We start from the raw sequence: 22975 nt of genomic DNA, 5'->3' as shown, positions 1-22975 counted from the left end.
TTATGAAAAAGATAACGTTGCTGTGGATGGGCATGCTCATCTTGACAGCGGGCTGCTCAGAAAAGGCTGAAGTCGTCCGCTACGATCATATCGACGCCCATTGGCAAGCCGAGCGGATTTCGAGCGGGTCACGAGAAACAGACGTGGACGCCGAGGGTATCTTGAAACAATGTGAAGCAAGTAAGTTGCTGTCAACTATCGAAGGGGACCACTTCACCGTACTCGGGATGGCGTATGCGACCCGAATGCCGTTTATCGATAACGATGCGGAAGTATACGCCTTCAACGAAGTGTCATACGTCGAAGGGGATGCGGTCTATGCGTTCTGTAAATCGGATCAGTTAGAAGGGTATCGGGCTGTCGCGCTCGATACGCGCCCATCCTATTTAAAAGATAAGACGGGAGTCGAGTTCCCGCTACTGCCTACCATCGAATTGGCGTCACAAGAAGTGCGGGACGCGTTACATAAACCGGACGCTATTTATAATGATGGACAAGAAGTTCGCCCGTTTTTAGACACTCTCTATACGATTTCTCCAGGGTTCAATGGGGGCATCGAGTTCGGGATTGGAGATGGCGGCGTGTTCTTCCCATATTTTGATTTCGGCCCGTATCTCGCCAAGTTTGATAGTTACGTAGCAATTGGATACGACATCTCGACGAACATGCCTTATCTGCTATTGTCTCAAGACGGAATTAATTATGGGATGTACGCCTTGAGCGACAGCGATCTCGTTAACGGTGTGGACAGTCTATCCGTGCGATCACTGAGTAAAGGTGGCAAGATGGACTCAATGTCGCCGCTCTCGTTATATGAATTGACTTATGAGACGGAAGGACAGACAAAGACAACGACCGTCTCGATCCGATTCAAGAAGAGCCCACTCATCACCGAAACGGCGGATACCGATGCTGTTTCGATCGGTTATGTCCACAAATATATGTACGAACCCGGTGTCTCATTTAACTATCCGGATGCAGTCAGCATCAGGGGGCAAGGCTATGAACGGTTGACCGAGGCGCTCGAGACGGGGACACCTTCGACCAAAAGTGGGGAAGCGGGCGAGTACATGTATTTGACGCTGCTGAAAGGAAATCGTGGTCAACAGTTCGAGTTGAGTTACCACAAACGTTCGCAGAAGGTTGATGTCTTCGTGAAAGATATGGACACGGACGAACAGTTCAAGTTGTCGAGTGAAGGTGCGAAAATATTCCATGAACTTTTTCCCGGTGCCGTGGAGTAAGCAGAACGTTTGGTTTGATGAGACTTCGGCTGCAGCGACGATTGGCGGTGTCGATGAATCCGCCAATCGCGCGCAACTGACCGAAGAATCGACAACTACGTAGAAGCAAATCTTTTTACAAGATTAGCACCGTCAGTTTCACGAAAAGGTCGAATGGGACTCCTGTAAACGAGGAGTTCTTTTTTTGCGATTCATTGCCGGATGACCTGTGATGAAGTTGGTAAATACTTCAAACTCAAGATATTGACTTACTGTTAAAAACGGCGCTAGTCAGGACTTTTATCACAAGTTACACTTGAATTCGATTGTACTAACAAAGGAAAAATGTCCTGAAATAACTCAAATTATAAAGGTGGGAATTATCGGAATGATTGAAACGAGAGATGTCAGCCTATCGTCACCAGACGTGCTTCGCGCCATCGAAGCGAACATGGCGATGATTCGATTTGACCGCCAGCGCCGTGTCGTCGATGTGAACGACGCCTTCGCCAAGGCGATGAAATACAAACGCGATGAGATGGTCGGGATGCAGCACCATCTGTTCTGTACGCCGAACTTCGTCAACAGTACGGACTATCAAGCGTTTTGGAACAAGTTGTTCGACGGGTTCAGCTCGGCCGACAAGATCGAACGCATCGACGCCCGGGGCGACTCGATTTGGCTCGAGGCGACGTATATGCCAATCTATGAGGGGGATGACGTCATCGGTGTCGTCAAGATCGCCTCGGACATCACCGAGCGGCAACAGACGATCGAACGATACGCCCGCACGTTCCGTGACATGGCCGAGAATCTTGATGACCGGGCCCGCCGTGGCATGGAGGAGAGCCTACATTTGAAGCGGACGATTGAGCGGCTCGAGTCGGACGCATCGGTAAACTTGAAGACGCTCGGCAACCTTCAAGACCAAGCGGCAGAGATCACGAAAATCGCCAGTACGATCAAAGAGATCGCGGCCCAGACGAACCTGTTGTCACTGAACGCCGCCATCGAGGCGGCACGGGCAGGTGAACACGGCCTCGGCTTCAACGTCGTCGCGACCGAGGTCCGTAACTTGTCTCGTCTCGTCGAGCGCGCCGTCATCGAGGTCCGGGCCAACACCGAGGGGATGAACAAAGAGCTCGCCTCGATTGTCGACGGCGTCTCACGATCGAACGAAGACATTCATGCGAGTGTCAACATCATGGAAGCGACGCTCGAACGCTTCGGGAAGATCGAGCAGTCGGCCCAGTCATTGAACGGGACGGCCGAACAGTTCACTTCGGCGATCTGACGAAAAAACCAATTGAAGGAACCGCCACCGTCGTCGGTGGCGAGTCCACTCAATTGGTTTTTTTGACGATGAGCGTATGACCGTGTTGTCTCAACCACGCCATCACCCCATCGACGTCCGGATAAACAGAGGATAAAGTCGACCAAAACGATTTGGAGTGGTCGAAATGGACGAGATGTGTCCATTCGTGGGCGATGACATAATCCATCACTTCGATCGGCGCGAGCATGAGCCGGACGTTGATCGAGATCGTCCCGCGCGAGCTGCACGAGCCCCAGCGCGTCTTTTGATGGCCGATGCGGACTTTCGCAGCGCTCACCCCGAGCAGACGTTCATAGTAAGGTGCTCGCTTGGTGACATAAGTGAGCGCCTCGTCGCGGAGCCACGCCTCGTATGCGGCCCCTATCCTGGACTCGTCCCACCGGTCCGGGCACCGGAAAGCTGTCCCGTCGTAGTCGAAGGCGTCAACGGCGTTCGTGCGCACGAGCGGCACGGTCTCACCTCGATAACGGAGCCGGTCGTTCGGCAACGACGGGGTTTTAGGTAATGCCGCGAGCCGGTCGTTTATCCAGTCCGCATGCTGTTTTAAGATCGTCTCAACGACCCGGTTCGGCAACCGGGCCGGGATGCGGAGCTCGATTCCTTCGTTTGTTATGTAGAAAGCCGCTTTTTTTCGCCGTTTATGGCGGATGATACTTACGCTCATCGTTGTCACCTCCAAACACTGTTCTCGGTCGATTATAGCCGACGTCTCGAAAATCCGCCACGCTTTTGACGACCAGTGGCTTCAATTTTTGTTACAGTAGGGACAGGAGGGATCACTATGAAATCAATCTTACATCAACCGCTTGACCGGGTCGGCACCGACTCGGTGAAATGGGACGGCCTCGAGCGCTGGTTCCATGTGAAGTCTGACGTACTGCCGCTCTGGGTGGCCGATATCGATATCCGCACGGCACCTTCGATCTCGGAAGCGCTTGCGGCGCGTGCGGCGACAGGAGAGTTCGGCTATACGATGTTCGCGAAAGAAGCCCAGGAAGCCGTCAGCTCTTGGTACGGGCGGAGACACGGACTCGTCGTCACCCCCGAACATGTATTGTTCTCGAGCGGGGTCGTGCCCGGACTGACCCACATCGTCGAGGCGTTGACGAAGGAAGGGGACGGGATCGTCATCCAATCCCCGGTCTATCCACCATTCCATGAACTCGTGACCGGGTTGAAACGCGTTGTGCGTGACGCCCCGCTCAAACAAGTCGATGGCAAGTATGAGATGGATTTTGACGCCCTCGAACACGCAATGCGACAGGCGAAACTGTTTTTGCTCTGTTCACCGCATAATCCGGTCGGTCGCGTCTGGACAGAGTCCGAGCTCGCGCGCGTCGTCGAGTTGGCGAGAACGTACGACGTCATCATCGTCGCAGACGAGATCCATGCCGATCTGACGTATCCGTCGCAGCACCATACGGCGATCAACCGACTCGACGACCGGGGCATCACGGTGAGCGCCCCGTCGAAGGCGTTCAACATCGCCGGTTTGTTCGCGTCGTACATCATCTGTCCGGATGACGCCTGGCGCAAACGGATCATCCAAGTCCAAAACAAACACCACGTCCTACCGACACCGTTCGCCAATACGGCCATCATCGCCGCCTACACAGACGTCCGGGCGGAACGATGGCTCGACCAGCTGACGGCCGAGCTCGAGGAACAAGCCACCTATGTCGTCGAGCGCCTGAATGCCGAGTTACCCCGGCTGACGTGCTTCATGCCGGAGGCGAGTTACTTGTTATGGATCGATTTCGCCGCGCTCGGCCTTGAGCCCGAAGCTCGGAAGAAATGGCTCCACGAGGAAGTGCGGGTCTTCTTGTCACCGGGTGTTCCGTTCGGGGCATCGGCGTCGACGTTCGAGCGTCTCAATTTCGGTACATCCCGGACGATCGTTGACGAGGCGCTCGGACGGATCAAGACCCATTCCGACGGAAAAGCGTTTGTATGAAACGAGAAACGGGAAAAATTTCAGAACGAGTCAGTCAAGATGACGTGGCGACAGAAAGCGAGTGAGGCAGATGGAGACGATCAATTGGAAGAAGAAGATGGAGGAGCAGCTGAGGCGTAGCGGGTTTACGCTAGAGGTTGAGAATATGGCCAACATCGGAATGACGGAGATCCACGCGTCCTCGTCGCCGTTGATCTCTTATCCGCTCCGCATCCGGCTGTATGTGCGCATGGGCTGGCTCATGTGTACCGTCGATGCGACGACGGTCGACCGGAGCGAGGACCACCCGTTGTTCGAGCGGATGATCGCAGCGGTGTTTGAACGGATCGTCCGGCATCTCTACCACGCCTACGATCTCCACATCTTGACCTATATCGGGAACACCGGCAACTATATCGCCCCGAAAGACTCGGATACGGGGGAGATCGTCCGATTGCTCGCCCAAATCTGGAACGACCGCTCGTACTTGCATCTCGAGACGTATGAGGAGTTCCCGGCGCTATACGCGACACCGCCTTGGGCGCATCAGGCGTACGCCATCGAGAGCACGGACGACGAGTGGATCATCTACGCGGGGCGCAGCGGCCGTCAAGCGACCGACTACCGGGCCGACGGGGTCGAACTGCGCCCCCACCGTCTCGCCGAAGGGGACCTGTTCTTCCCGGTCGACCGGATCTCGAAACAGCACGGACCGTTGGCGCTCGCCGAATGGCTCCGGCTCGAGCGCAGGGAAGTCGAAGACTTCATGCTCGCGTTCATGCGAACGATCCGGAAGTTCGACCCGTCGTTCGGGTTCGCCTGGGGCGGGACGGACACGTTCTTCCACGGCGTACCGGTCGAACCGTACGCCCAAGTGCTTCGGCTCGAGAGCGGGAAGCGCCGTTACCGGGTCATGAACAACTCGGCGAAGCGGCTGTTCGCAGTCGCCGACGACCCGGTCGTTTGTCTGAAAGAAGTCGAGCAGACGTTGCGCACGGTCCGTTTGCCCGAGAACCGGGTCTCGGCCCTCGGACAGCTCGTCATGGGAGTGTGGCAGCAGTTCGAGTCCGATGAGTCGACCTATATTCAAGAAGTCGCTTATCGCGGCATATCCAAGTTTCAAATCGAAGAGAAGATCGGCCACGCGCTTGCGAACCAGCAACGGATCCGCTGGGTCGAGAAGGCAGACTCTCACCAGTCGATCATCGAGTACGCCCATCTTCGGATCTCGTTCCCGAAACGTCCTCCCGGTATCGTCACCGTCGAACCGATCGAATCCACTTATGAAAGAGGTGCTCTATGAGAATCGTCGATGCACGCGCCATGTCAATCAGCCACGAAGACTTGATCGCCGTCACCGAGTCGTCCGTGTACTACCGTGAGAAGACGGGGGAGACGAGCTTTTCCATCTTTCGGTACGATGAAGCGGATGGCACCATCACGCAAATCAATCGCCGCGTCTTCGAAGACTATGGCATATCAAAACTGTTCATCAGCGCCGACCGTGTCTACTTTTTGAACGAGACCCCGGACCGGACCGGGGTCGTGAGCACGGAACTGATCGCGTTCGACTATCGTACAGGTGATGAAGAAGTGCTGACGACGTTCGAGAAACGGGGCAACAGCACGTTATATTGGGTGCTCGCCGACCGTTATTTCCTCTTTTTGACGAGTTTCAAGGCGACGGACGAGGCGTGGCTGTTCGACGCCGAGACGTCCCGCGAAGAACGTATCCGTGACGAGCGGCTCGTCGGCCATGCCGGGCGCTTCCGTGAACTGTATTTGTTCACGACAGAGCTCGAAGGTGTGTCTTACATCGTATGTAACGCACGGTTGGACGAGTTTGATTACTATGACGCGCTCGAATCGGGACGCATCTCACCCGATGACCCGATCGACCATTCCGAAGCGATTCTCATCTGTCCGCTCGACGAGGCGGTCGAGGCCGTTTGGTCGAAAGCGGACGAAATCCCGTTCGATGATTTGATCCGGTTGCAAGGGGAGGGGGACACGGTCCAGTATCTCGGGGAGCGTGACAAAAAACTCCGGTTTGCGGCGTTCATCGACGCAGCCAATGAGGAGACGGTGTACGAACTGGCGGCACCGGACGTCCTGCACGAGCTCGCCGTCGTCGACTGGGGTGCCTATGAACCAATCGATTTCACGTATGACGACGTCAGTTCGACCATCTTCATCAAGGTCGAAGAATCGAGGGAGCATACGGAGTTGATCGATGCGACGACCGGGGCGAGATTTTTGGACACGGCACCGTTCGAACGGGTGCTCGACGCGAACTACTTCATCCACGAATCGGCCGATGGGCGCAACGGCGGGGTCAGCATCTTCAACTTGGAGGCGAACGAGCGACAGGCGTTCGAAGACGCTTATTATACGGTACTCGACGAGACGATCGTCATCTTGTCGACGAAACAACTATAAAAGCACGGCCCTCGATTCGTAGAGGGCCGTGCTTTTATAGTATGGTTTACATAACATATTATCGTAAACCAGATAGCGCTTGTTTTTTCTTCTCGTCACCGATATGGGCATAGACTTGCGTCGTCGCCACCGACTCGTGACCGAGCAGTTGTTGGATCGTCAAGACGTCGACCCCGCTCATCGCCAACCGGGAAGCGAACGTGTGGCGAAGTTTGTGGGGCGTGACCTGCTTGTGGGTCAAGAACGGGAGGTACGGTTTCAACCGGTCGATATGTCCTTTGAGCAGGTGTTGCACCGTCCTGACCGAGATGCGTCTTCCTTTCTCGGAACGGAACAGCGGCCCGGTCCCGTCTTGACGATGGTCAAGCAGCAACGGCTCGAGCGTGGAGGCGAGCGGGATGACCCGCTCTTTGTTCCCCTTCCCGATGACACGGATCGTCCCGGTCGCGAGGTCGATGTCGCTCCAGTCGAGCCCGACGAGTTCGGAGACGCGCATCCCGGTCAGTCCGAGCAGCTGGATGATCAGAAAATCACGGTCGCGGTTCCGTTCGTACCAGCTCGCCTCGCGGTCGGACATGCCGACGTTGCTGCGGACGAGCGTCGAGAAGTCGAGCCACTCATGTTCCGTCAAATAGACCGGGTTCCGTTTGGCGCGCTTTGGACGCTCGACCGCTTGGAATGGGTTGTGTGACGCGATCCCGGACTCGATCAAGAAGTTGAACAACGACTGCATCGTCGACAACTTTCGGTTGATGACGCTCGGGGCGTTGTCGAGCTCGAGCGCGAGATAGGACGCGTAGGCATCCGCGCCCGCATAATCGAGTTCGACGAACGAGGCGAGGTCGACCGTGGTTGGGTCGACCTCGGATGCGCTCGCGGCCTCGACCCACCGGAAGAAGTCGAAGAAATCGTATAAGTACCGCTGGGCGGTCTGTTCTGAATAGTGTTTCGCGGCCAAATGGTTCAAGAAACGTTGGATGAAGCCGGGCATGCGCTCGTATCCGTTCAGCTTGAAACGCTGCGTCGTGACACGTGCCGGCGCTTGCCCGAGCTGGCGGAATATACTCAAAAAATCTCTCCTTTTGTTAACTGATCGATGTGACGATCCGGTCCTTGCCGGCCTGTTTCCCGGCCCGGAGGCGGTCGTCTGCTTCTTTGACGAGTGTGTCGACGGCCTCTAATCCGTCGCGGCACGAGACGCCGAACGTCATCGTGACGCTGAGGCGACGCCCGTCATAGATCGTCTCGGTCGTCTTGATCCGTTCCCGGAGGCAGTCGAGCGTCTGTGCGACCTCATCTGCTGTCTGATTGCTCAAAAACAGCAAGAACTCTTCTCCGCCCCAACGGACACAGATCCCGTCGGTCCGCTCGAGGGCAGCGGCGACTTGTTTGAGGACGAGGTCGCCACAATCATGGCCGTGGCGCTCGTTGAACGCTTTGAAGTGGTCAATATCGGCGAGTGCGACGGCATATGGGCGGCCGTCTGCGACGGCTTCCATGACGGCTTGCTCGATTCGTTGATAGCCGGTCATCCGGTTATATAGCCCGGTCAATCCGTCCCGTGAAGCGAGGACGTTCAATCGTTCGTTCGACCGTTCTAACTCGGTCGTCACCTCGACGACCGAGTTCTCGAACACGAACGTCAGCCCGGCGATGAGTGCGATCGTCGACAGCAGACAAGTCAGCCCGATCACTTGCTCGATCATGGGGGCGAGCGGCTGTGTCCCGACCGTGACGTTCAAGTAGAGGAAGCTGTAGATCGCCATCGCGAGTCCGGTCGACATGATACGGACCAAGCGACTGACGTTCGGCATGAAGAACACCCCGTACGCCACCATGATGATAAAGTAATGGACGTTCGCGCCCCACCCGAGGACGATCGTCGAGATGATGGCGTTATAGACGACTTCGACGAACAGTCCGGTAAAGAATATCCGGTAGTACCGTTTATGTACGAAATAGAATGAGAGCGTGTAATAAAGAACGCTGAACACGTTCGACCAGGCGAGCACCATGACGTCGAGCCGCCAAAATGTGATCAGGAACACGACATGGATGAGCCATGCGAGCGCGTTCCCGTAAAAAGTGATGCGGTAATTATACAGTGTACCGCGACGTTCCTCATAGGCAGTCCCCACGTGAACACCTCCTCGTTCCAGTATACCGAAACGGTAAGGATTTGCCTACGCCTGTTCATGAATCAAGTCAATCCACTCTCTGTAAACGTTGATTTAAGGACGTTATAATTGCGTGAAATAGATATTTCACGCAAGGTTTATAGAAGCGTCGTTTGATTCGTTAAAACAGACATGGTGGCATCGTTCGATTTAAAAGCGAATCAACAGGGTGACAATATATTATTATGTAAACCACTATGAGGGATATAAACTTTTGTTTCGACAGCCGTTCATCCGTTAAGCGAAAATAAAGCTTGAAACAGGGAACGAGGTAACGTTACACTGAGAACGTAAACAAAAGGGGGATTTCAGGATGGACGACCAACGTTTGAAACAACATCTCGCTGAAGCGAAGACGATCGCTGTCGTCGGTGTGTCATCGAACCCGAACAAGACCGCCAACCAGATTGCGGAGTATTTGCTCCTGCAAGGGTATACGGTCATCCCTGTCAATCCGACGCTCGAGACGTGGAACGGCCGCAAGGTGTATCCGACGGTCGAGAGCATCCCGGGACGAATCGATATCGTCGACGTGTTTCGCCGGAGCGAATATTTGGCCGGCGTTGCCGAGGACGCGGTCCGTCATGGGGATGTCGGACTCGTCTTTAACCAGCTCGGTCTGTCGAGCAAGGACGCCGAACGAATCGTTCATGCTGCCGGACTTGACTACATCGAGAACCGGTGTATTTACGTCGAGCACGCTCGACTCCTCGGCTGAGACCTGCCCCTGCGGCAGGTCTACTTTTTTTCACGCGTCGACGACGCGGGGAGGAAGGCTTGCCAGAATCCCGAAACAGCTATACAATTAGGTATGAAAAACGAACATGTGTTCGAAGATGAGGTGACTGACATGTCAACAAAACTATTTAATTATAATGAAGACGCCATCCAAGTGCTTGAAGGGCTCGCTGCCGTTCGGAAACGACCAGGGATGTATATCGGCTCGACCGACCATCGCGGGCTGCACCATCTCGTCTACGAGATCGTCGACAACGCGATCGACGAGGCGCTCGGCGGTTTCGGTGACCAGATCGATGTGACGATCCATAAAGACGATGCCATCACGGTCCGTGACCACGGACGTGGTATGCCGACCGGGATGCACGCCTCGGGAAAACCGACGCCGGAGGTCATCTTCACGGTCCTCCATGCCGGCGGAAAGTTCGGCCAAGGCGGCTACAAGACGTCAGGCGGACTGCACGGGGTCGGCGCCTCGGTCGTCAACGCGCTCTCGAGCAAGCTGCTCGTCACGATCTATCGCGACGGCAAGGTGTTCGAGCAGACGTTCGCTGACGGCGGTGTGCCACAGACGACGCTCCTCGAGACGGGGAAAGCCCGCCAGACCGGGACGAGCGTCTACTTCAAGCCGGACACAAGCATCTTCTCGACGACGACGTATAACTACGACACGCTCGCCGAACGGCTCCGAGAGTCGGCTTTCCTATTGAAAGGGTTGACGATCACGTTGACCGACGAACGCTCGGACAAGCAAGAGACGTTCCATTACGAGAACGGGATCGCCGAGTTCGTCCACTATTTGAATGACGACAAGGCGACGCTCCACCCGACCGTCTACTTCGAAGGGACCGAGAACGACATCGAGCTCGAACTCGCCTTCCAGTTCACGGACGCCTACTCGGAGAACGTGTTGTCGTTCGTCAACAACGTCCGCACCCGGGACGGCGGGACGCATGAAGTCGGCGCCAAGACGGCGATGACCCGGATCATGAACGAGTACGCCCGCAAAAACGGCTTGTTGAAAGAAAAAGACAAGAACCTCGACGGCGGCGACGTCCGTGAAGGGTTGACGCTCATCGTCTCGGTCCGGATCCCGGAGGAGTTCCTCCAGTTCGAGGGACAGACGAAGTCGAAACTCGGCTCGCCTGAAGCCCGTGCCAGCGCAGACGCCGTCATGGCCAAGCAGCTGACGATCTTCCTCGAGGAGAACCCGCAGATGGCGACGATGCTCATCAAGAAAGCGATCCGCGCGGCCCAGGCCCGTGAAGCGGCCCGGAAAGCGCGTGAAGAGGCGCGTAACGGCAAGAAAAAGAAACGTTCGAGCATCTTGAACGGGAAACTGACGCCGGCGACATCAAAAAACGCCGCCAAGAACGAGCTGTTCCTCGTCGAGGGGGACTCGGCCGGCGGTTCGGCCAAGCAAGGCCGTGACCGGACGATCCAGGCGATCTTGCCGCTCCGCGGGAAGGTCATCAACTCGGAGAAGTCGAAACTCAATGACATCATGAAAAATGAGGAGATCAACACGATCATCCACGCGATCGGCGCCGGGGTCGGACACGATTTCGATCTCAGTGACTGCAACTTCGACAAAGTCATCATCATGACCGATGCCGATACGGACGGGGCCCACATCCAAGTGCTCTTGTTGACGTTCTTCTTCCGCTACATGCGACCACTCGTCGAGGCGGGCAAAGTGTTCGTCGCCTTGCCGCCGCTCTATCGCATCTCGAAAGGGAAAGGCAAGTCGGAGCAGTTCGAATACGCCTGGGACGAGGAAGCGCTCGAGAAACTCGTCAAAGTGTACAAAAAAGGCTATATCATCCAGCGCTACAAAGGTCTCGGTGAGATGAACGCCGATCAACTGTGGGAGACGACGATGAACCCGGACACACGGACACTCATCCGCGTGACGATCGATGACGCTGCCGTCGCCGACAAGCGCGTCTCGGTGCTCATGGGGGACAACGTTGCCCACCGCCGCGAATGGATCGAGGAGAACGTCGCCTTCGGGCTCCAAGAAGATGATTCGATCATCGCCAATGAACATGTGACTAAAGCGATTGAGGAAGTGATGTAACGATGTCGACGATTCAACACATTTTAAACTTGTCGCTCGAACAGGTCGTCGGAGACCGTTTCGGGCGTTACTCGAAATATATCATTCAAGACCGGGCGCTCCCGGACGCGCGCGACGGGCTCAAGCCCGTTCAGCGCCGGATCTTGTATGCGATGCACCATGAAGGCAACACGAACGACAAGGCGTACCGGAAATCGGCCAAGACGGTCGGGAACGTCATCGGGAACTACCACCCGCACGGTGACTCTTCTGTCTATGAGGCGATGGTGCGCCTGTCGCAAGACTGGAAGCTCCGCTACCCGCTCATCGACATGCACGGGAACAACGGCTCGATGGACGGCGACTCGGCTGCCGCGATGCGGTATACCGAGGCCCGGCTGTCGAAGATCGCCGGTGTCATGCTGACGTCGATCGCCAAGAACACGGTCGACTACACGCCGAACTTTGACGATTCGACCGAGGAACCGCTCGTCTTGCCGTCACTCCTACCGAACCTGCTCATGAACGGGACAACCGGGATCTCGGCGGGGTATGCGACCGAGATCCCACCGCACAACTTGACCGAAGTGCTCAATCTCGCCATCGCCCGACTCGCCGGCGAAGTCGAGACGCCGAATGACGCCTTCCGTTACATGCAAGGTCCCGACTTCCCGTCCGGTGGCACGGTCATGGGCAAAGACGGCATCTTGAAAGCGTTCGAGACCGGTAAAGGCAAGATCATCATCCGTGCCAAATCAGTCATCGAGCCGCTCAAGGGCGGCCGTGAACAGATCACGATCACCGAGCTCCCGTATGAAGTGAACAAGGCCAACCTCGTCAAGAAGATGGAAGAGCTCCGTCTCGACAAGAAAGTCGAAGGCGTCGCCGAAGTCCGTGACGAGACCGACCGGACCGGGGTCCGCGTCGTCATCGAATTGAAGAAAGAAGCGGATGCGGAAGGTGTGCTCCACTTCTTCTTGAAGCATACCGACCTGCAGCTCGCCTATAACTACAACATGGTCGCGATCGTGCAGCGGACACCGAAACAGCTCGGTCTGTTACCGATCATCGATGCGTATTTGAAACATGTCGAGGAAGTCGTCACCCGCCGGACGACGTTCGAGCTCGAACAGGCGAAGAAACGCGCCGAGATCGTCGACGCGCTCGAACAAGCCATCTCAGTGCTTGACGAGACGCTCGAACTGATCCGTTCGGCCAAGGACAAGTCCGAGGCGAAGCAGAAGCTCATGGATCGCTTCTCGTTCACGGACCGTCAAGCCGAAGCGGTCGTCATGCTTCAATTGTATCGTTTGACGAACACAGACATCGTCGAGCTCCAAAAAGAAGCGAAAGTGTTGCAAAAAGAGATCGCGCGCCTCGCCAACATCTTGAACGTCGACGCGACGAAGCGGAAACTCATCTCAAAAGAGTTGACGGCGCTCCGCGACGAGTTCGGTGATGAGCGGCGTTCGGTCATCGAGGCCGAAGTCGAAGAATTGAAACTGAAGACCGAGGTCATGATCGCCGTCGAAGAGACGATGGTGTTCGTCAGCCGTGACGGCTACGTGAAACGTTCGTCGATGCGCTCATACGGCGCCTCGAGCGAGGACATGCCGGAGATGAAACAAAAAGACCGGCCCGTCCTCCTCACCCAGGCGATGACGACCGACCACCTGCTCGTCTGGACGAACAAAGGCAGCTACCTGCTCATCCCGGTCCACCAGATCCCGGAGACGAAATGGAAAGACGCGGGCCAACACGTGGCCAACCTCGTGCCGATCGAAGGCGAGCAAGTCGTCTCGGCCGACGTCGTCTCGACGTTCGAGACGGACGCACACTGCCTGTTCGTCACGAAAGACGGCATGGTCAAACGGACGCCGCTCCGTGACTATGACGCCCAGCGCAAGTCGAAGGCGCTCATGGCGCTGAAACTGAAAGGGGACGACGAGGTCGTCTTCGCCGGCATCAGTGACGGTCCAGGCCAACTCTTCCTCGTCTCTGAGCGTGGATACGGGCTTTGGTTCAAAGAAGACGACGTCCCGGTCGTCGGACAGCGTGCCGCCGGTGTCAAAGCGATGAACTTGAAAGACGGTGACGTCGTCGCCGACGCGTTCGCCTTCTTCACACCGCCGCTGTTCGTCCTCGTGACGCAACGCGGAGCGGTCAAGAAGATGAAACTCGAGGACCAGTTCGACTGCACGAACCGCAACCTGCGTGGCACGATGCTCATCCGTGAGGTCAAATCAAAACCGCACCAGATCCGCCGCGTGCTGCCGGTGCATGGGGATGAGACGATCCACATCGTCGGCAAAGAGACCGCGAAGACGGTCAACGCGAAACAACTGACACTGCTCGACCGCTACGCCAACGGCTCATTCGTCTTCGACGAGGAGACGTTCGGTGACATCGAGGACGTCTATCTCGATTGATTCAGCAAAAGCCTGCACACATGACATATACTGTCGCGTGTGCAGGCTTTTTTTGTCTCTATTCGTCTTTGTCAGTCATGGAACGCTCTAAGATACCGTTCCAATTCCGCCTGTTGAAGCAAATGGTGTCTGGTGTGCATCTCGATGAGCGTGTACCACTCTTGCGCGTTCAACCAGCCGAAGCCGCCATGTAGCGCTTTACAGTTCGGGTCGGCCGCGTGAATCATCGGCTCACACTTCTCCAACCGTGTGATGAGGTCGTCAAGACGGCGTTTCAAAGCTTCACGGCTATCGGTATTGTCGGGCGGGGCGTTCATTTCGTCCGGTAGTTTGATTTTAATTAATAGGGGGGAATCCACCGTCGCTAAACAACAGCTCCCCAAACTCGGTCTTCCCGAGCGGTTGGCGCTCAGCATTCGTCAGACACGCTTCCATCTCGTCTAGATACTCATGGGCGACGACGATGATATGGTCATACATCTGCCCGATCGACCAAACATCCGTCTTCTCCTTATAGCGGAGTTGATTAGATGAGTAGTGGTCGAGGTCTTGCTTGAGCCGGGACAACAATTCGATAGCGGACATATGCCTCCTCCTTCTACTGCTACGGATGTTTCCGTCGAGTATACCATGAGCCGGGTGTCGTAAACTCCAGACTGGCGCGACAAATACTTTCTTGCGGGAGCGGGTATTATGAAAAGGAACAATCAAGCCCGATGGCGAATGGGATAAGCAGGACAAACGATGGAGGGATTTCTATGTCAGACTGGCTCACTTGGGCCAAACGGCTACAAGCACTGTCGCAAGCGGGCTTGACGTTCACGAAGGACGAGTTCGACCGCGAGCGTTATCTCGAGCTCCAGCAGATTGCGACCGATATGTTCGAACGACAGTCGAACCTCGCCTTGCATGAGATCACTGAACTGACGCACGTCAACGGCTATCCGACACCGAAGCTCGACGTACGCGGTGTCGTCTTCCGAGACGACGAGTTGCTGCTCGTGCGTGAGCGGTCGGACGGGCTGTGGACGCTGCCAGGCGGCTTCTGTGAGGTCGGGCTGTCACCGTCAGACAATATCATCAAGGAAATCGGGGAAGAGGCAGGCTTTGATGTCGCCCCGATGCGCCTCGTCGCCTTGTTCGATATGCACCGTCACCCGCACCCGCCGTTGTCACAACATTATTATAAACTGTTCATCGAGTGTGAGCTGATCGGCGGGGAAGCTCAAGTCAGCCATGAGACGAGCGAGATCGGCTTCTTCTCGCGTGACGCCTTGCCGCCGTTGTCGCTCGCCCGCAACACGCTCGAACAGCTCCATATGTGCTTTGACGCCCGGTGGCAGGACGATTGGGTCACACTGTTCGACTAGGAAAGGGGAGGTCTTATGAAAGTCACACGGATTGAAGATGTCCACCAGCTGACGTTCTATTCACCCGTCTTGCCGATCAACGTCCAATTGATCGAGAAAGAGCTCGGCCTCGTCTTGATCGATGCCGGGTTGAAGCAGAACGCCGCTGACATTTTAACGTATATCGAGGCACAAGACCGCCCCCTCCTCGCGATTCTGCTCACCCACGCCCACGGGGACCACGTCGGTGGGGTCGATACGATTCTGAAGGCGCATCCGCACGCCGAGCTTTACGTCTCACGCCGTGACGCCCGCCTGTTAGCAGGGGACCGAACGACGGACTCAGGTGAGCGGCCGCTCAACATAAAGGGCTCGTTGCCGCCGATCCGGTCGCTACCGGACAAGCTGCTCGACCCGGGTGAGCGGCTGTTCGGTCTTCGCGTCTATGCCGCCGCCGGCCACACCCCGGGCTCGATCGCTTATTTCGATGAACAGCATCGCCTGTTGTTCGCCGGTGACGCGTTCCAATCACATGGGGGAGTCGCAGTGGCAGGGGACACGCGTCCGTTGTTCCCGCTCCCGGGTCTGGCGACATGGGACAAGCGGGCCGCGGTCGACCATGCCGAGCGGTTGCTTGACTTGGCGCCGCGTCATACGTTCGTCGGCCACGGCAAAGCGCTTGAAGGCACACATCGGCTCTATTTGGCACTGAAACGGGCTAAGCGTAAGCAAGCCCGTCGCTTCTCACGATAATCTTTGGGGGTATGACAGATGGAGTTACGGGAGATTCGGACGACGGATTACCGGCAAGCCGAGCAAATGCTCGAGATTCAACGGAACGCCTATGCGGTCGAGGCCGAACTGATCGGATTTGACGAGATCCCGGCCCGATATGAGACGGTCGAGGTCATTCAAAACTTGCCGGGTCTGAGCTACGGCTTATACAACGAGGAGCGGATGATCGGGTTTGTGACGATCGAGGCGGACGAGAACACGGTCGAGATCACGAAGCTGTGCATCGATCCGACATACTTCAGGGCGCGGCTCGCGACGACGTTGTTAGAACACGTGCTCAGTCTACACGAGGACAAACTTGTCTACGTGCATACCGGCAAACATAACGGTCCGGCCAAACGATTGTATTCGAAGCTTGGCTTCGAGCCGAGCGCCGAGTTCGAACCGGAACCAGGTGTCACATTGATCCGGTTTACGCGATTTTGATCACACTCTCATAATTACAGATTCCGTCTCACTATTTTAAGTATACTAAAGAATTGAGACGGAGTTTTATTTTTACTGATAATATATGTTATGTAAACTAATAAAATTTGAATCGATTCCTCGGTAGTTTTCAGGACTCACCTGCTTCCCACGTCCACGTGATCAGTTATGTCGGCAGGTCGTGCTTCCCTTAGCCACCGATTCGTTTTGTTGTTCCTCGCTCAGACGTTGGCACAGCTTGATTCCGTTCAAATTTTATAAAATGCCTCCTCTTTTCAGCCAGTCATAGATCGGTTTCTGGACATCCTCAAGCGCAATAGGAATGTTCGTCTTGGGATCCCATTTTGTCGTTATCGAAATACTGCCCATCACTTTTCCATCTTTCTTCTCAATCCTTTTTGTAATTGAGTCGATAACCTGTTGGGGAACTTTTTCATCACCTTTAGTTATGAACAGCCAAACTTTCTTGTTTTTGAAAGAAGTCTTTTTTAAGTAACTATTAATTGCCGGGGGCGTCTTTCCTGCCCAGACTGGGGTTCCTAGGAATAGATGCTCATATTCTTTTAATGCAAAGTCCATTGGCATGATAACGCCTCCTAGACCAAAAAACGCTCCCATTGCTGCACTGGCGATGTTACCGAGTTTTGGCTTCTTTTTATCTTCGATTCTTTGAATGTCAAATTTTGTAATCCTTTGAATTTCTTTCGCGACTACTTCTGTACTGCCGATCCATGAGTAATATACAATCAAGCTACTATTCTTCATTATGTCACTCCTTCCATCGTTTTTAGCTTTCCCTCCTTCTATCTACAGAGGAAATACCCTGAAACGATGGCAAAGAACCTAACTGTCCTCGCCTGTTCTTGGACAGGCTAGCATAGGTCTTCCTCTCGGGAACTAGCACAGTCCTCTCATCTGATTTAAAAAGCTGTGGACTCATCTTGCCTCTTTCTCCCACTTGCGCACCTGTCGATTTTCTAGAGGTTGAAGGTTGGTGAATCGCATGCTGTTTCATAAATTATTCTTATCTGTATTACCTGTATGAAACCCTGATTCAATCACATGATAGCGCTTTTAGAATAAACGTTTCAAAAATATCTTACCTGCTGTTTCGATGTTCTTCGCAGTTGCCTCTAGGCGTTCATCATGCTATTTTTAGACAGATGATACTTTAAGGAGGAACACGAATGAAACGTATGACAAAAGGTTTAGCAGCAGCCATCTTGCTCGCTGTCCCGCTCGCGGCGTGTGGTGATTCTAGCACCGATCAGGCCGATACGACACGCTGGGATGAGATTAAAGAAGAAGGTACGCTCACGGTCGGTACGGCCGGGACACTCTACCCTGCCTCGTTCCGCGAAGAAGAAAGTGACGATTTGACGGGGTTTGACGTCGAGGTCATGAAAGAGATCGGAAAACGTCTCGACCTCGAGGTCCAGTTCAAAGAAATGGCGTTCGATAACATGTTGACGAGCGTCCAAAACGGACAAGTCGATGTCGTGGCGAACGACATCTCGGTGACGGACGACCGCAAAGAGAAGTTCGCCTTCTCCGTACCGTATAAGCACACGTACGGGACGGCGATCGTCCGGAAGAGCGATCTTTCAGGCATCAAGTCGCTCGAAGACTTGAAAGGTAAAAAGGCAGCTGGTGAAGCGACGACCGTCTTCATGGACGTGGCGCGCCAGTATGGGGCTGAAGAAGTCATCTACGACAACGCGACGAACGACCAATATCTTCGCGACGTGTCGACAGGTCGGACCGACGTCATCTTGAACGACTACTACCTCCAGACGCTCGCCCTCGCCTTCTTCCCGGAATTCGATATCGCGATCCACCCGGATATCGCCTATAACCCGCAAGACGTCGCACTCTTGATGAATCAAGACAACGTCGACTTGCAAGAGAACATCGACCGCGTCCTTGAAGAGATGCTTGAGGATGGCACGGTGAAGGAGCTGTCCGAGCAGTTCTATAACGGTGCTGACGTATCCGTCGAACCGGACGTCGACGCGACAATCGTCGAATTGGACTAAGGCGATATGTTCGAAGGTGTGAAGTGGGAAGCGATCTTTGACGCCGACCTCGCCATCCGCTCGTTCCCATACTTGCTAGGTGGGCTACCGAACACGCTCTGGATCTCCTTCCTCAGCATGTTCTTCGGTTTAGTGTTAGGGCTCGTGCTCGCGCTCGGGAAGCTGTCTCCGTCAAGGCTAGTGCGTTATCCGTCGACGTTTTACGTCTCGTTCATGCGCGGCGTCCCGATCTTGATCATCTTGTTCATTCTCTACTCGGGGTTCCCGTTCATCGGGATCGAGTTCGCGGCGCTGACGGCAGCGATCATCGGCTTCAGCTTGAACTCGGCCGCCTATATCGCGGAGATCATCCGCGCCTCGATCCGTGCCGTCGATCAGGGACAGATTGAAGCGGCCCGCTCGCTCGGCATGAACAAGTGGCTGACGTTGAAAGGGGTCACGTTGCCTCAAGCGACGCGGATCGCCCTGCCCCCGCTCTCGAACGTGTTCCTTGATCTGATCAAGGCGAGCTCTCTCGCCGCGATGATCACCGTCCCTGAGATCTTCAACAAGGCGAAGATCGTCGGTGGTCGTGAGTTCGACTATATGACCGTGTATTTGGTCGTCGCTCTGATCTACTGGGGCATCTGCACGTTCATGTCGTTCTTCCAAGACTGGCTCGAGCGGCATTTCGAACGCTATTTGGATACACCGAAACGATGACTGACTTGCCTGATGCGGGCAGGTCAGTTTTTTCGTCGGGCGGCTATTGAGAAAGTGACATGGTATAGTCAACATATTCCATCATTCAATCCAAAGGAGACGCATCACATATGTTCTCAAAACTCTTATTTTTCTCGGCACTCATCATCACACTCACGTATATTTTGTTCGATGGGCCGGCATGGGTCAGTGCTTTAAACCCATATACCAGCATGATCGTCCTCTATTACGTGTTTGTCACGTTTCATCATCGCAAAAAAGCGAAATCTTCCTCTCCGGATTAACGGTGTGCAATGGACGCATTCGGGAACGTCTAGTCTTTAGCGTGCCACCTCGGTCCACGAGTGTGCTATGATTTTCTTAATTATCAGAAAATAGACGGGGGAATTTTATTATGGTGCAACAATGGACGACACATTTAAACGGTTTAGTGATCGGGCAATCGAAAGCGATCAAGCTGTCGACGATCGCCTTGCTTTCAGGGGGACATGTCTTACTCGAGGACCGGCCGGGGACGGGCAAGACGACGCTCGCCCGGAGCCTCGCCTCCTCCGTATCGGCCGCGTTCCAGCGCGTGCAATGTACGCCGGACACGCTGCCGAGTGACATTTTAGGGATGGAACTGTTCAATCCGACGACAGGAGCGTTCGAACGTCGGACCGGACCGATCTTCACATCGATTTTACTCGTCGATGAGATCAACCGGACGACACCACGGACACAGTCGGCGCTCTTAGAGGCGATGCAAGAGCGTCAAGTGACGCTCGGTGAGGTGTCGCTCCGTTTGCCGGACCCGTTCTTCGTCATCGCGACGCAGAATCCGTTCGACGGACAAGGGACGTTCCCGCTTCCGCAGGCTCAGCTCGACCGGTTCTTGTTCAAGCTCTCGCTCGCCCCGCTGTCACGGGAGTCAGAGCGCCGGCTGCTCCGAAACGAGCATTTGAGCGCCGCTCCGTTCACGTTGAAACACGAAGAGCTCGCCGTGATGCAGCAAGCCGTCCGTGACGTGACGCTGCACGAGGCGATGGAAGACTATCTGCTCGACTTCGTCGAGGCGCTCCGCCACCACCGGGACATCGAGGTCGGACCGAGCCCGCGGGCGACGCTCGCCTACACAATGGCGGCCCGGGCCCACGCCTACATGGACGGACGGGACTACGTCGCACCGGAAGACATCCGGGCGCTCGCCTTGCCGATTCTTGGACACCGCATCGTCTTGACGGTCGAGGCGTCGCTCAAGACGAAACCGTCGAAGCTGATCAAATCTGTGTTAGAGACCATCGCGGTCCCATCCGAGGTGTGACATGCAACTCGTCAGCCCGCGCTATCTAGAATCCGGCTACATGTGGCTCTTGTTCGTCGTCGGGGTCTTCACGGCGCTTTACGGGAACGTGTTCCTCGCGAGCGCCTTGCTCGGCGTCAGCATCTACGCGCTCGTCATGCCCGAGCTGTTGTTCCGCCTGGCCGAACACGTCCGTGTCGAAGTGACGGACGAACTGAAACTGTTCCCGGGTGACGAAGAGTCGTACGTCATCCGCCTCATCTCGACTGCGAAAGTCCCGCTCGGTGTCGTCCGCTTGTCGGGTTATCTCCACCCGACCGTCGAAGTGGAAAACCACGCCTTCTGGCGCCAAGAGAATTATGTCGGCGGCGAGTCGGTCGTCTCCTATGACTTACCGCTCAAAGCCATCAAGCGAGGTCCGATCCGTGTCGAGGCGATCGGCATGGAGATCCGTGACCCGCTCCGCATGTTCTCGCTCTATAAAGAGGAACCGCTCGCAAGGATCGGGTACGTCTTCCCAGAGTTCCTGCCTTATCCGATCCCGAAACGCCCACCGACGCTACCGGGTGAGGAGATGGTCCGGCATAGCGCCTACCGTGACCCGGAGACGTTCCAGTCGGTCGCCCCGTATCACGGTCAACCGATGCGTCAACTGTACTGGTCGGCTTACGCGAAGACGGGCGAACTGCTGGCCCGGACCGAGCAACCCGTCCAGGCGAACGAGTACGTCGTCGTCTTGGACTTGTTGACGAAAGACGGCCGCGCCCTCACCCATCAGATGGAACGGGTGATCTCGCAAGCGGCGGCGCTGTGCCGTGACTTCGAGAAAGAGAACGCGAGCTATGGGCTGATCGTCCCGACGCTGACGAAAGATGGGATCACTTACGATCTCGCACCTGGGAGCGGCGAGACCCATTTCCGCAAGGTCATGACGACGCTCGCTTGTCTGTCGGAACGAGACTTCCCGATGGCCCGGTCATTGTTCGAACGGAAAGTCGCCAAATATGGCGGCAGCCAATCGATTCTTCGGCTCGGAGGTGACGGCAAATGAACTGGCTCTGGTGGTTGTTCGCGGCATTTTATGTCGGTCACGTCTATCCGCTCGTCTTCCTGTTGACGCTCCGTCTGCCGCGGAACTGGCAGCTCGGCGTCCAGACTTTGCTCAGTATCGGTGCGCTCTGGTTCTCGTATGAGATGAGCATCACGTTGCTGTTGTTCACGTATGCGCACGCCTTCATCCGCACGCTCGATTGGACCGACCGTTACGCGATCGCGAGCGTGTTGTTCTTGATCACGGATTGGCTGTTCCCACCGGCCGAGCAACCGCTCCTCATGATCGTGTTCCCGTTCCTGTTTTTATTTTGGCAACGGAGCCTGTATTACCGTCGCGACTATAAACGGATGTTGTCGACGCTCGTCGTCGGCCTAGCGGTCGGTCTCGGACTGGCTTTTGTCATCCGGACGGTCAAAGAGCTGTTGTTCGGCGACCTCATCACTTGGATCCGACCGTTCCTGCTTTGGATCGGCGGCTGGTTCGATGGGATCACGCTCGACCCGTCCGACCGGGTCAATCGATTCATGATACCGGACAACCCGAACATCGATGCCGAGACGATCGCGAACGAGACGTTGCTCGAATCGGCGAAGAATCAGTCTTCCGCGCTAGTCATCTTCTTCATCGTCCTGCTCGTCGGCGGTGTCCTGTTGTTCTTCTATTTACAAAAGCGAAAAGACATCCACGAAGTGCTGTCGGTCCCGAAAAAGGCCCATCAGACGGCACGGACGGAACGTCGCTTGACGCGGACGCCACGTGATGTCCGCTTGCTCGAGGCCGGACGCCGGCTCGAACAGGTGCACCCTCGCCATCGCGAGGAGACCGCGCACGAGTGGTTGGAACGGATCGACTTTACCGATGGAAGCTTGTTCGCAAGTTGGCTCGAGGCGGCCGAGTACGGTGAGAAAGAAGCGCCGACCACGGTCGTCGAGGCGTTTGAACGACACGTCAAACACGTGTTGAAAAAATAAAACCAGCCAAGATGTTCGGGATTGAA

The 22975-nt window shown here is 55.6% G+C and carries 23 protein-coding genes; 17 read left to right on the top strand and 6 right to left on the bottom strand.

The window, feature by feature from the left end; translation table 11 throughout:
* Window positions 1-2 precede the first annotated feature (2 nt).
* Complete coding sequence (locus tag EVJ28_RS07855) at window positions 3-1244, top strand: hypothetical protein (protein WP_131488600.1); 1242 nt, start codon at window positions 3-5, stop codon at window positions 1242-1244.
* Between the two features lie 367 nt (window positions 1245-1611).
* Window positions 1612-2517, top strand: coding sequence for a methyl-accepting chemotaxis protein (locus EVJ28_RS07850; protein ID WP_167615645.1), 906 nt, complete (start codon window positions 1612-1614; stop codon window positions 2515-2517).
* Window positions 2518-2566: 49 nt separating this feature from the next.
* On the opposite strand, the gene EVJ28_RS07845 is transcribed toward EVJ28_RS07850, so the two are convergent.
* Window positions 2567-3223: a M48 family metallopeptidase gene (locus EVJ28_RS07845; protein ID WP_131470653.1), complete on the bottom strand. Its 657-nt coding sequence runs from the start codon at window positions 3221-3223 to the stop codon at window positions 2567-2569.
* Between the two features lie 117 nt (window positions 3224-3340).
* On the opposite strand from EVJ28_RS07845, the gene EVJ28_RS07840 reads away from it, so the two are divergent.
* The 3 genes from EVJ28_RS07840 to EVJ28_RS07830 all read left to right on the top strand — a co-directional run bounded on the left by EVJ28_RS07840 (window position 3341) and on the right by EVJ28_RS07830 (window position 6931).
* Window positions 3341-4513 carry a MalY/PatB family protein gene (locus EVJ28_RS07840; protein ID WP_131470652.1) on the top strand — a complete coding sequence of 391 codons (1173 nt, stop codon included), beginning with the start codon at window positions 3341-3343 and terminating at the stop codon, window positions 4511-4513.
* Between the two features lie 70 nt (window positions 4514-4583).
* The gene (locus tag EVJ28_RS07835; protein ID WP_131458883.1) at window positions 4584-5795 is read left to right on the top strand and encodes a hypothetical protein; all 1212 of its coding nucleotides are present in this window, start codon (window positions 4584-4586) and stop codon (window positions 5793-5795) included.
* Window positions 5792-6931 (top strand): hypothetical protein, encoded by a 1140-nt coding sequence (locus EVJ28_RS07830; RefSeq protein ID WP_131488598.1) that lies wholly within the window; start codon window positions 5792-5794, stop codon window positions 6929-6931. Before EVJ28_RS07835 ends, EVJ28_RS07830 begins: the two co-directional genes overlap by 4 nt.
* Window positions 6932-6989: 58 nt before the next feature.
* Here the strand turns inward: EVJ28_RS07830 and EVJ28_RS07825 are convergent, their stop codons facing one another.
* Window positions 6990-8000, bottom strand: coding sequence for a tyrosine-type recombinase/integrase (locus EVJ28_RS07825; protein WP_131488596.1), 1011 nt, complete (start codon window positions 7998-8000; stop codon window positions 6990-6992).
* 16 nt (window positions 8001-8016) lie between these two features.
* On the bottom strand, window positions 8017-9069 hold the full coding sequence (locus EVJ28_RS07820) for a GGDEF domain-containing protein (RefSeq protein WP_131458886.1): 1053 nt from the start codon (window positions 9067-9069) through the stop codon (window positions 8017-8019).
* A gap of 352 nt (window positions 9070-9421) precedes the next feature.
* Here EVJ28_RS07820 and EVJ28_RS07815 point away from each other — a divergent pair, with 352 nt between their 5' ends.
* The 3 genes from EVJ28_RS07815 (at window position 9422) to parC (ending at window position 14334) form a co-directional block, all read left to right on the top strand.
* A complete protein-coding gene (locus EVJ28_RS07815) occupies window positions 9422-9826 on the top strand; it encodes a CoA-binding protein (RefSeq protein WP_131488594.1) in 405 nt (134 codons plus the stop codon).
* Between the two features lie 132 nt (window positions 9827-9958).
* On the top strand, window positions 9959-11926 hold the full coding sequence (gene parE / locus EVJ28_RS07810) for a DNA topoisomerase IV subunit B (protein ID WP_131458887.1): 1968 nt from the start codon (window positions 9959-9961) through the stop codon (window positions 11924-11926).
* A 2-nt stretch (window positions 11927-11928) separates the two neighbouring features.
* On the top strand, window positions 11929-14334 hold the full coding sequence (gene parC / locus EVJ28_RS07805) for a DNA topoisomerase IV subunit A (RefSeq protein WP_131470650.1): 2406 nt from the start codon (window positions 11929-11931) through the stop codon (window positions 14332-14334).
* Window positions 14335-14405: 71 nt separating this feature from the next.
* Here the strand turns inward: parC and EVJ28_RS14375 are convergent, their stop codons facing one another.
* Window positions 14406-14693, bottom strand: coding sequence for a DinB family protein (locus EVJ28_RS14375; protein WP_370253638.1), 288 nt, complete (start codon window positions 14691-14693; stop codon window positions 14406-14408).
* Window positions 14671-14919, bottom strand: a complete 249-nt coding sequence (locus EVJ28_RS14370; RefSeq protein ID WP_330849192.1) for a DinB family protein — start codon at window positions 14917-14919, stop codon at window positions 14671-14673. The genes EVJ28_RS14375 and EVJ28_RS14370 overlap by 23 nt, the downstream gene beginning before the upstream one ends.
* Before the next feature lie 173 nt (window positions 14920-15092).
* Between EVJ28_RS14370 and EVJ28_RS07795 the strand changes: the two genes are divergently transcribed.
* From EVJ28_RS07795 to EVJ28_RS07785, 3 genes are read left to right on the top strand one after another with little or no spacing between them, the layout of a single operon-like run.
* Window positions 15093-15704 carry an NUDIX hydrolase gene (locus EVJ28_RS07795; protein WP_016508712.1) on the top strand — a complete coding sequence of 204 codons (612 nt, stop codon included), beginning with the start codon at window positions 15093-15095 and terminating at the stop codon, window positions 15702-15704.
* Window positions 15705-15719: 15 nt separating this feature from the next.
* Window positions 15720-16436 carry an MBL fold metallo-hydrolase gene (locus EVJ28_RS07790; protein WP_131488592.1) on the top strand — a complete coding sequence of 239 codons (717 nt, stop codon included), beginning with the start codon at window positions 15720-15722 and terminating at the stop codon, window positions 16434-16436.
* An 18-nt stretch (window positions 16437-16454) separates the two neighbouring features.
* Window positions 16455-16904 carry a GNAT family N-acetyltransferase gene (locus EVJ28_RS07785; RefSeq protein WP_131488590.1) on the top strand — a complete coding sequence of 150 codons (450 nt, stop codon included), beginning with the start codon at window positions 16455-16457 and terminating at the stop codon, window positions 16902-16904.
* Between the two features lie 255 nt (window positions 16905-17159).
* Here the strand turns inward: EVJ28_RS07785 and EVJ28_RS07780 are convergent, their stop codons facing one another.
* Window positions 17160-17669 (bottom strand): flavodoxin family protein, encoded by a 510-nt coding sequence (locus EVJ28_RS07780; protein ID WP_131470646.1) that lies wholly within the window; start codon window positions 17667-17669, stop codon window positions 17160-17162.
* Between the two features lie 422 nt (window positions 17670-18091).
* Here EVJ28_RS07780 and EVJ28_RS07775 point away from each other — a divergent pair, with 422 nt between their 5' ends.
* The 6 genes from EVJ28_RS07775 (at window position 18092) to EVJ28_RS07755 (ending at window position 22949) form a co-directional block, all read left to right on the top strand.
* Entirely contained in the window at window positions 18092-18940 is an 849-nt protein-coding gene (locus tag EVJ28_RS07775; RefSeq protein WP_131470644.1) for a transporter substrate-binding domain-containing protein, read from the top strand.
* A 6-nt stretch (window positions 18941-18946) separates the two neighbouring features.
* Window positions 18947-19642 (top strand): amino acid ABC transporter permease, encoded by a 696-nt coding sequence (locus EVJ28_RS07770; RefSeq protein WP_016508715.1) that lies wholly within the window; start codon window positions 18947-18949, stop codon window positions 19640-19642.
* Between the two features lie 110 nt (window positions 19643-19752).
* Window positions 19753-19926, top strand: coding sequence for a hypothetical protein (locus EVJ28_RS14095; protein WP_161566967.1), 174 nt, complete (start codon window positions 19753-19755; stop codon window positions 19924-19926).
* A gap of 110 nt (window positions 19927-20036) precedes the next feature.
* Complete coding sequence (locus EVJ28_RS07765) at window positions 20037-20945, top strand: AAA family ATPase (protein ID WP_070327249.1); 909 nt, start codon at window positions 20037-20039, stop codon at window positions 20943-20945.
* Window position 20946: 1 nt separating this feature from the next.
* Window positions 20947-21975, top strand: a complete 1029-nt coding sequence (locus EVJ28_RS07760) for a DUF58 domain-containing protein (protein WP_131488588.1) — start codon at window positions 20947-20949, stop codon at window positions 21973-21975.
* Window positions 21972-22949: a hypothetical protein gene (locus EVJ28_RS07755; RefSeq protein WP_131488586.1), complete on the top strand. Its 978-nt coding sequence runs from the start codon at window positions 21972-21974 to the stop codon at window positions 22947-22949. Before EVJ28_RS07760 ends, EVJ28_RS07755 begins: the two co-directional genes overlap by 4 nt.
* Window positions 22950-22975: the final 26 nt, after the last annotated feature.

The organism is Exiguobacterium sp. SH3S3, assembly GCF_004337115.1.
GTDB classification, from domain to species: Bacteria; Bacillota; Bacilli; order Exiguobacteriales; family Exiguobacteriaceae; genus Exiguobacterium; species Exiguobacterium aurantiacum_A.
Note: the sequence above shows the minus strand (reverse complement) of the source record. Positions and strands in the feature narration are given on the sequence as shown.

What these genes read in the sequence shown, in the direction of transcription:
- EVJ28_RS14370 (WP_330849192.1), bottom strand. Translation starts at nt 14,919, where the DNA reads ATGTCCGCTATCGAATTGTTGTCCCGGCTCAAGCAAGACCTCGACCAC.
- EVJ28_RS07765 (WP_070327249.1), top strand. Translation starts at nt 20,037, where the DNA reads ATGGTGCAACAATGGACGACACATTTAAACGGTTTAGTGATCGGGCAA.
- EVJ28_RS07845 (WP_131470653.1), bottom strand. Translation starts at nt 3,223, where the DNA reads ATGAGCGTAAGTATCATCCGCCATAAACGGCGAAAAAAAGCGGCTTTC.
- EVJ28_RS07790 (WP_131488592.1), top strand. Translation starts at nt 15,720, where the DNA reads ATGAAAGTCACACGGATTGAAGATGTCCACCAGCTGACGTTCTATTCA.
- EVJ28_RS07830 (WP_131488598.1), top strand. Translation starts at nt 5,792, where the DNA reads ATGAGAATCGTCGATGCACGCGCCATGTCAATCAGCCACGAAGACTTG.
- EVJ28_RS14095 (WP_161566967.1), top strand. Translation starts at nt 19,753, where the DNA reads ATGTTCTCAAAACTCTTATTTTTCTCGGCACTCATCATCACACTCACG.
- EVJ28_RS07850 (WP_167615645.1), top strand. Translation starts at nt 1,612, where the DNA reads ATGATTGAAACGAGAGATGTCAGCCTATCGTCACCAGACGTGCTTCGC.
- EVJ28_RS07785 (WP_131488590.1), top strand. Translation starts at nt 16,455, where the DNA reads ATGGAGTTACGGGAGATTCGGACGACGGATTACCGGCAAGCCGAGCAA.
- EVJ28_RS07815 (WP_131488594.1), top strand. Translation starts at nt 9,422, where the DNA reads ATGGACGACCAACGTTTGAAACAACATCTCGCTGAAGCGAAGACGATC.
- parC (WP_131470650.1), top strand. Translation starts at nt 11,929, where the DNA reads ATGTCGACGATTCAACACATTTTAAACTTGTCGCTCGAACAGGTCGTC.
- EVJ28_RS07760 (WP_131488588.1), top strand. Translation starts at nt 20,947, where the DNA reads ATGCAACTCGTCAGCCCGCGCTATCTAGAATCCGGCTACATGTGGCTC.
- EVJ28_RS07835 (WP_131458883.1), top strand. Translation starts at nt 4,584, where the DNA reads ATGGAGACGATCAATTGGAAGAAGAAGATGGAGGAGCAGCTGAGGCGT.
- parE (WP_131458887.1), top strand. Translation starts at nt 9,959, where the DNA reads ATGTCAACAAAACTATTTAATTATAATGAAGACGCCATCCAAGTGCTT.
- EVJ28_RS07840 (WP_131470652.1), top strand. Translation starts at nt 3,341, where the DNA reads ATGAAATCAATCTTACATCAACCGCTTGACCGGGTCGGCACCGACTCG.
- EVJ28_RS07755 (WP_131488586.1), top strand. Translation starts at nt 21,972, where the DNA reads ATGAACTGGCTCTGGTGGTTGTTCGCGGCATTTTATGTCGGTCACGTC.
- EVJ28_RS07780 (WP_131470646.1), bottom strand. Translation starts at nt 17,669, where the DNA reads ATGAAGAATAGTAGCTTGATTGTATATTACTCATGGATCGGCAGTACA.
- EVJ28_RS07770 (WP_016508715.1), top strand. Translation starts at nt 18,947, where the DNA reads ATGTTCGAAGGTGTGAAGTGGGAAGCGATCTTTGACGCCGACCTCGCC.
- EVJ28_RS07855 (WP_131488600.1), top strand. Translation starts at nt 3, where the DNA reads ATGAAAAAGATAACGTTGCTGTGGATGGGCATGCTCATCTTGACAGCG.
- EVJ28_RS07795 (WP_016508712.1), top strand. Translation starts at nt 15,093, where the DNA reads ATGTCAGACTGGCTCACTTGGGCCAAACGGCTACAAGCACTGTCGCAA.
- EVJ28_RS07775 (WP_131470644.1), top strand. Translation starts at nt 18,092, where the DNA reads ATGAAACGTATGACAAAAGGTTTAGCAGCAGCCATCTTGCTCGCTGTC.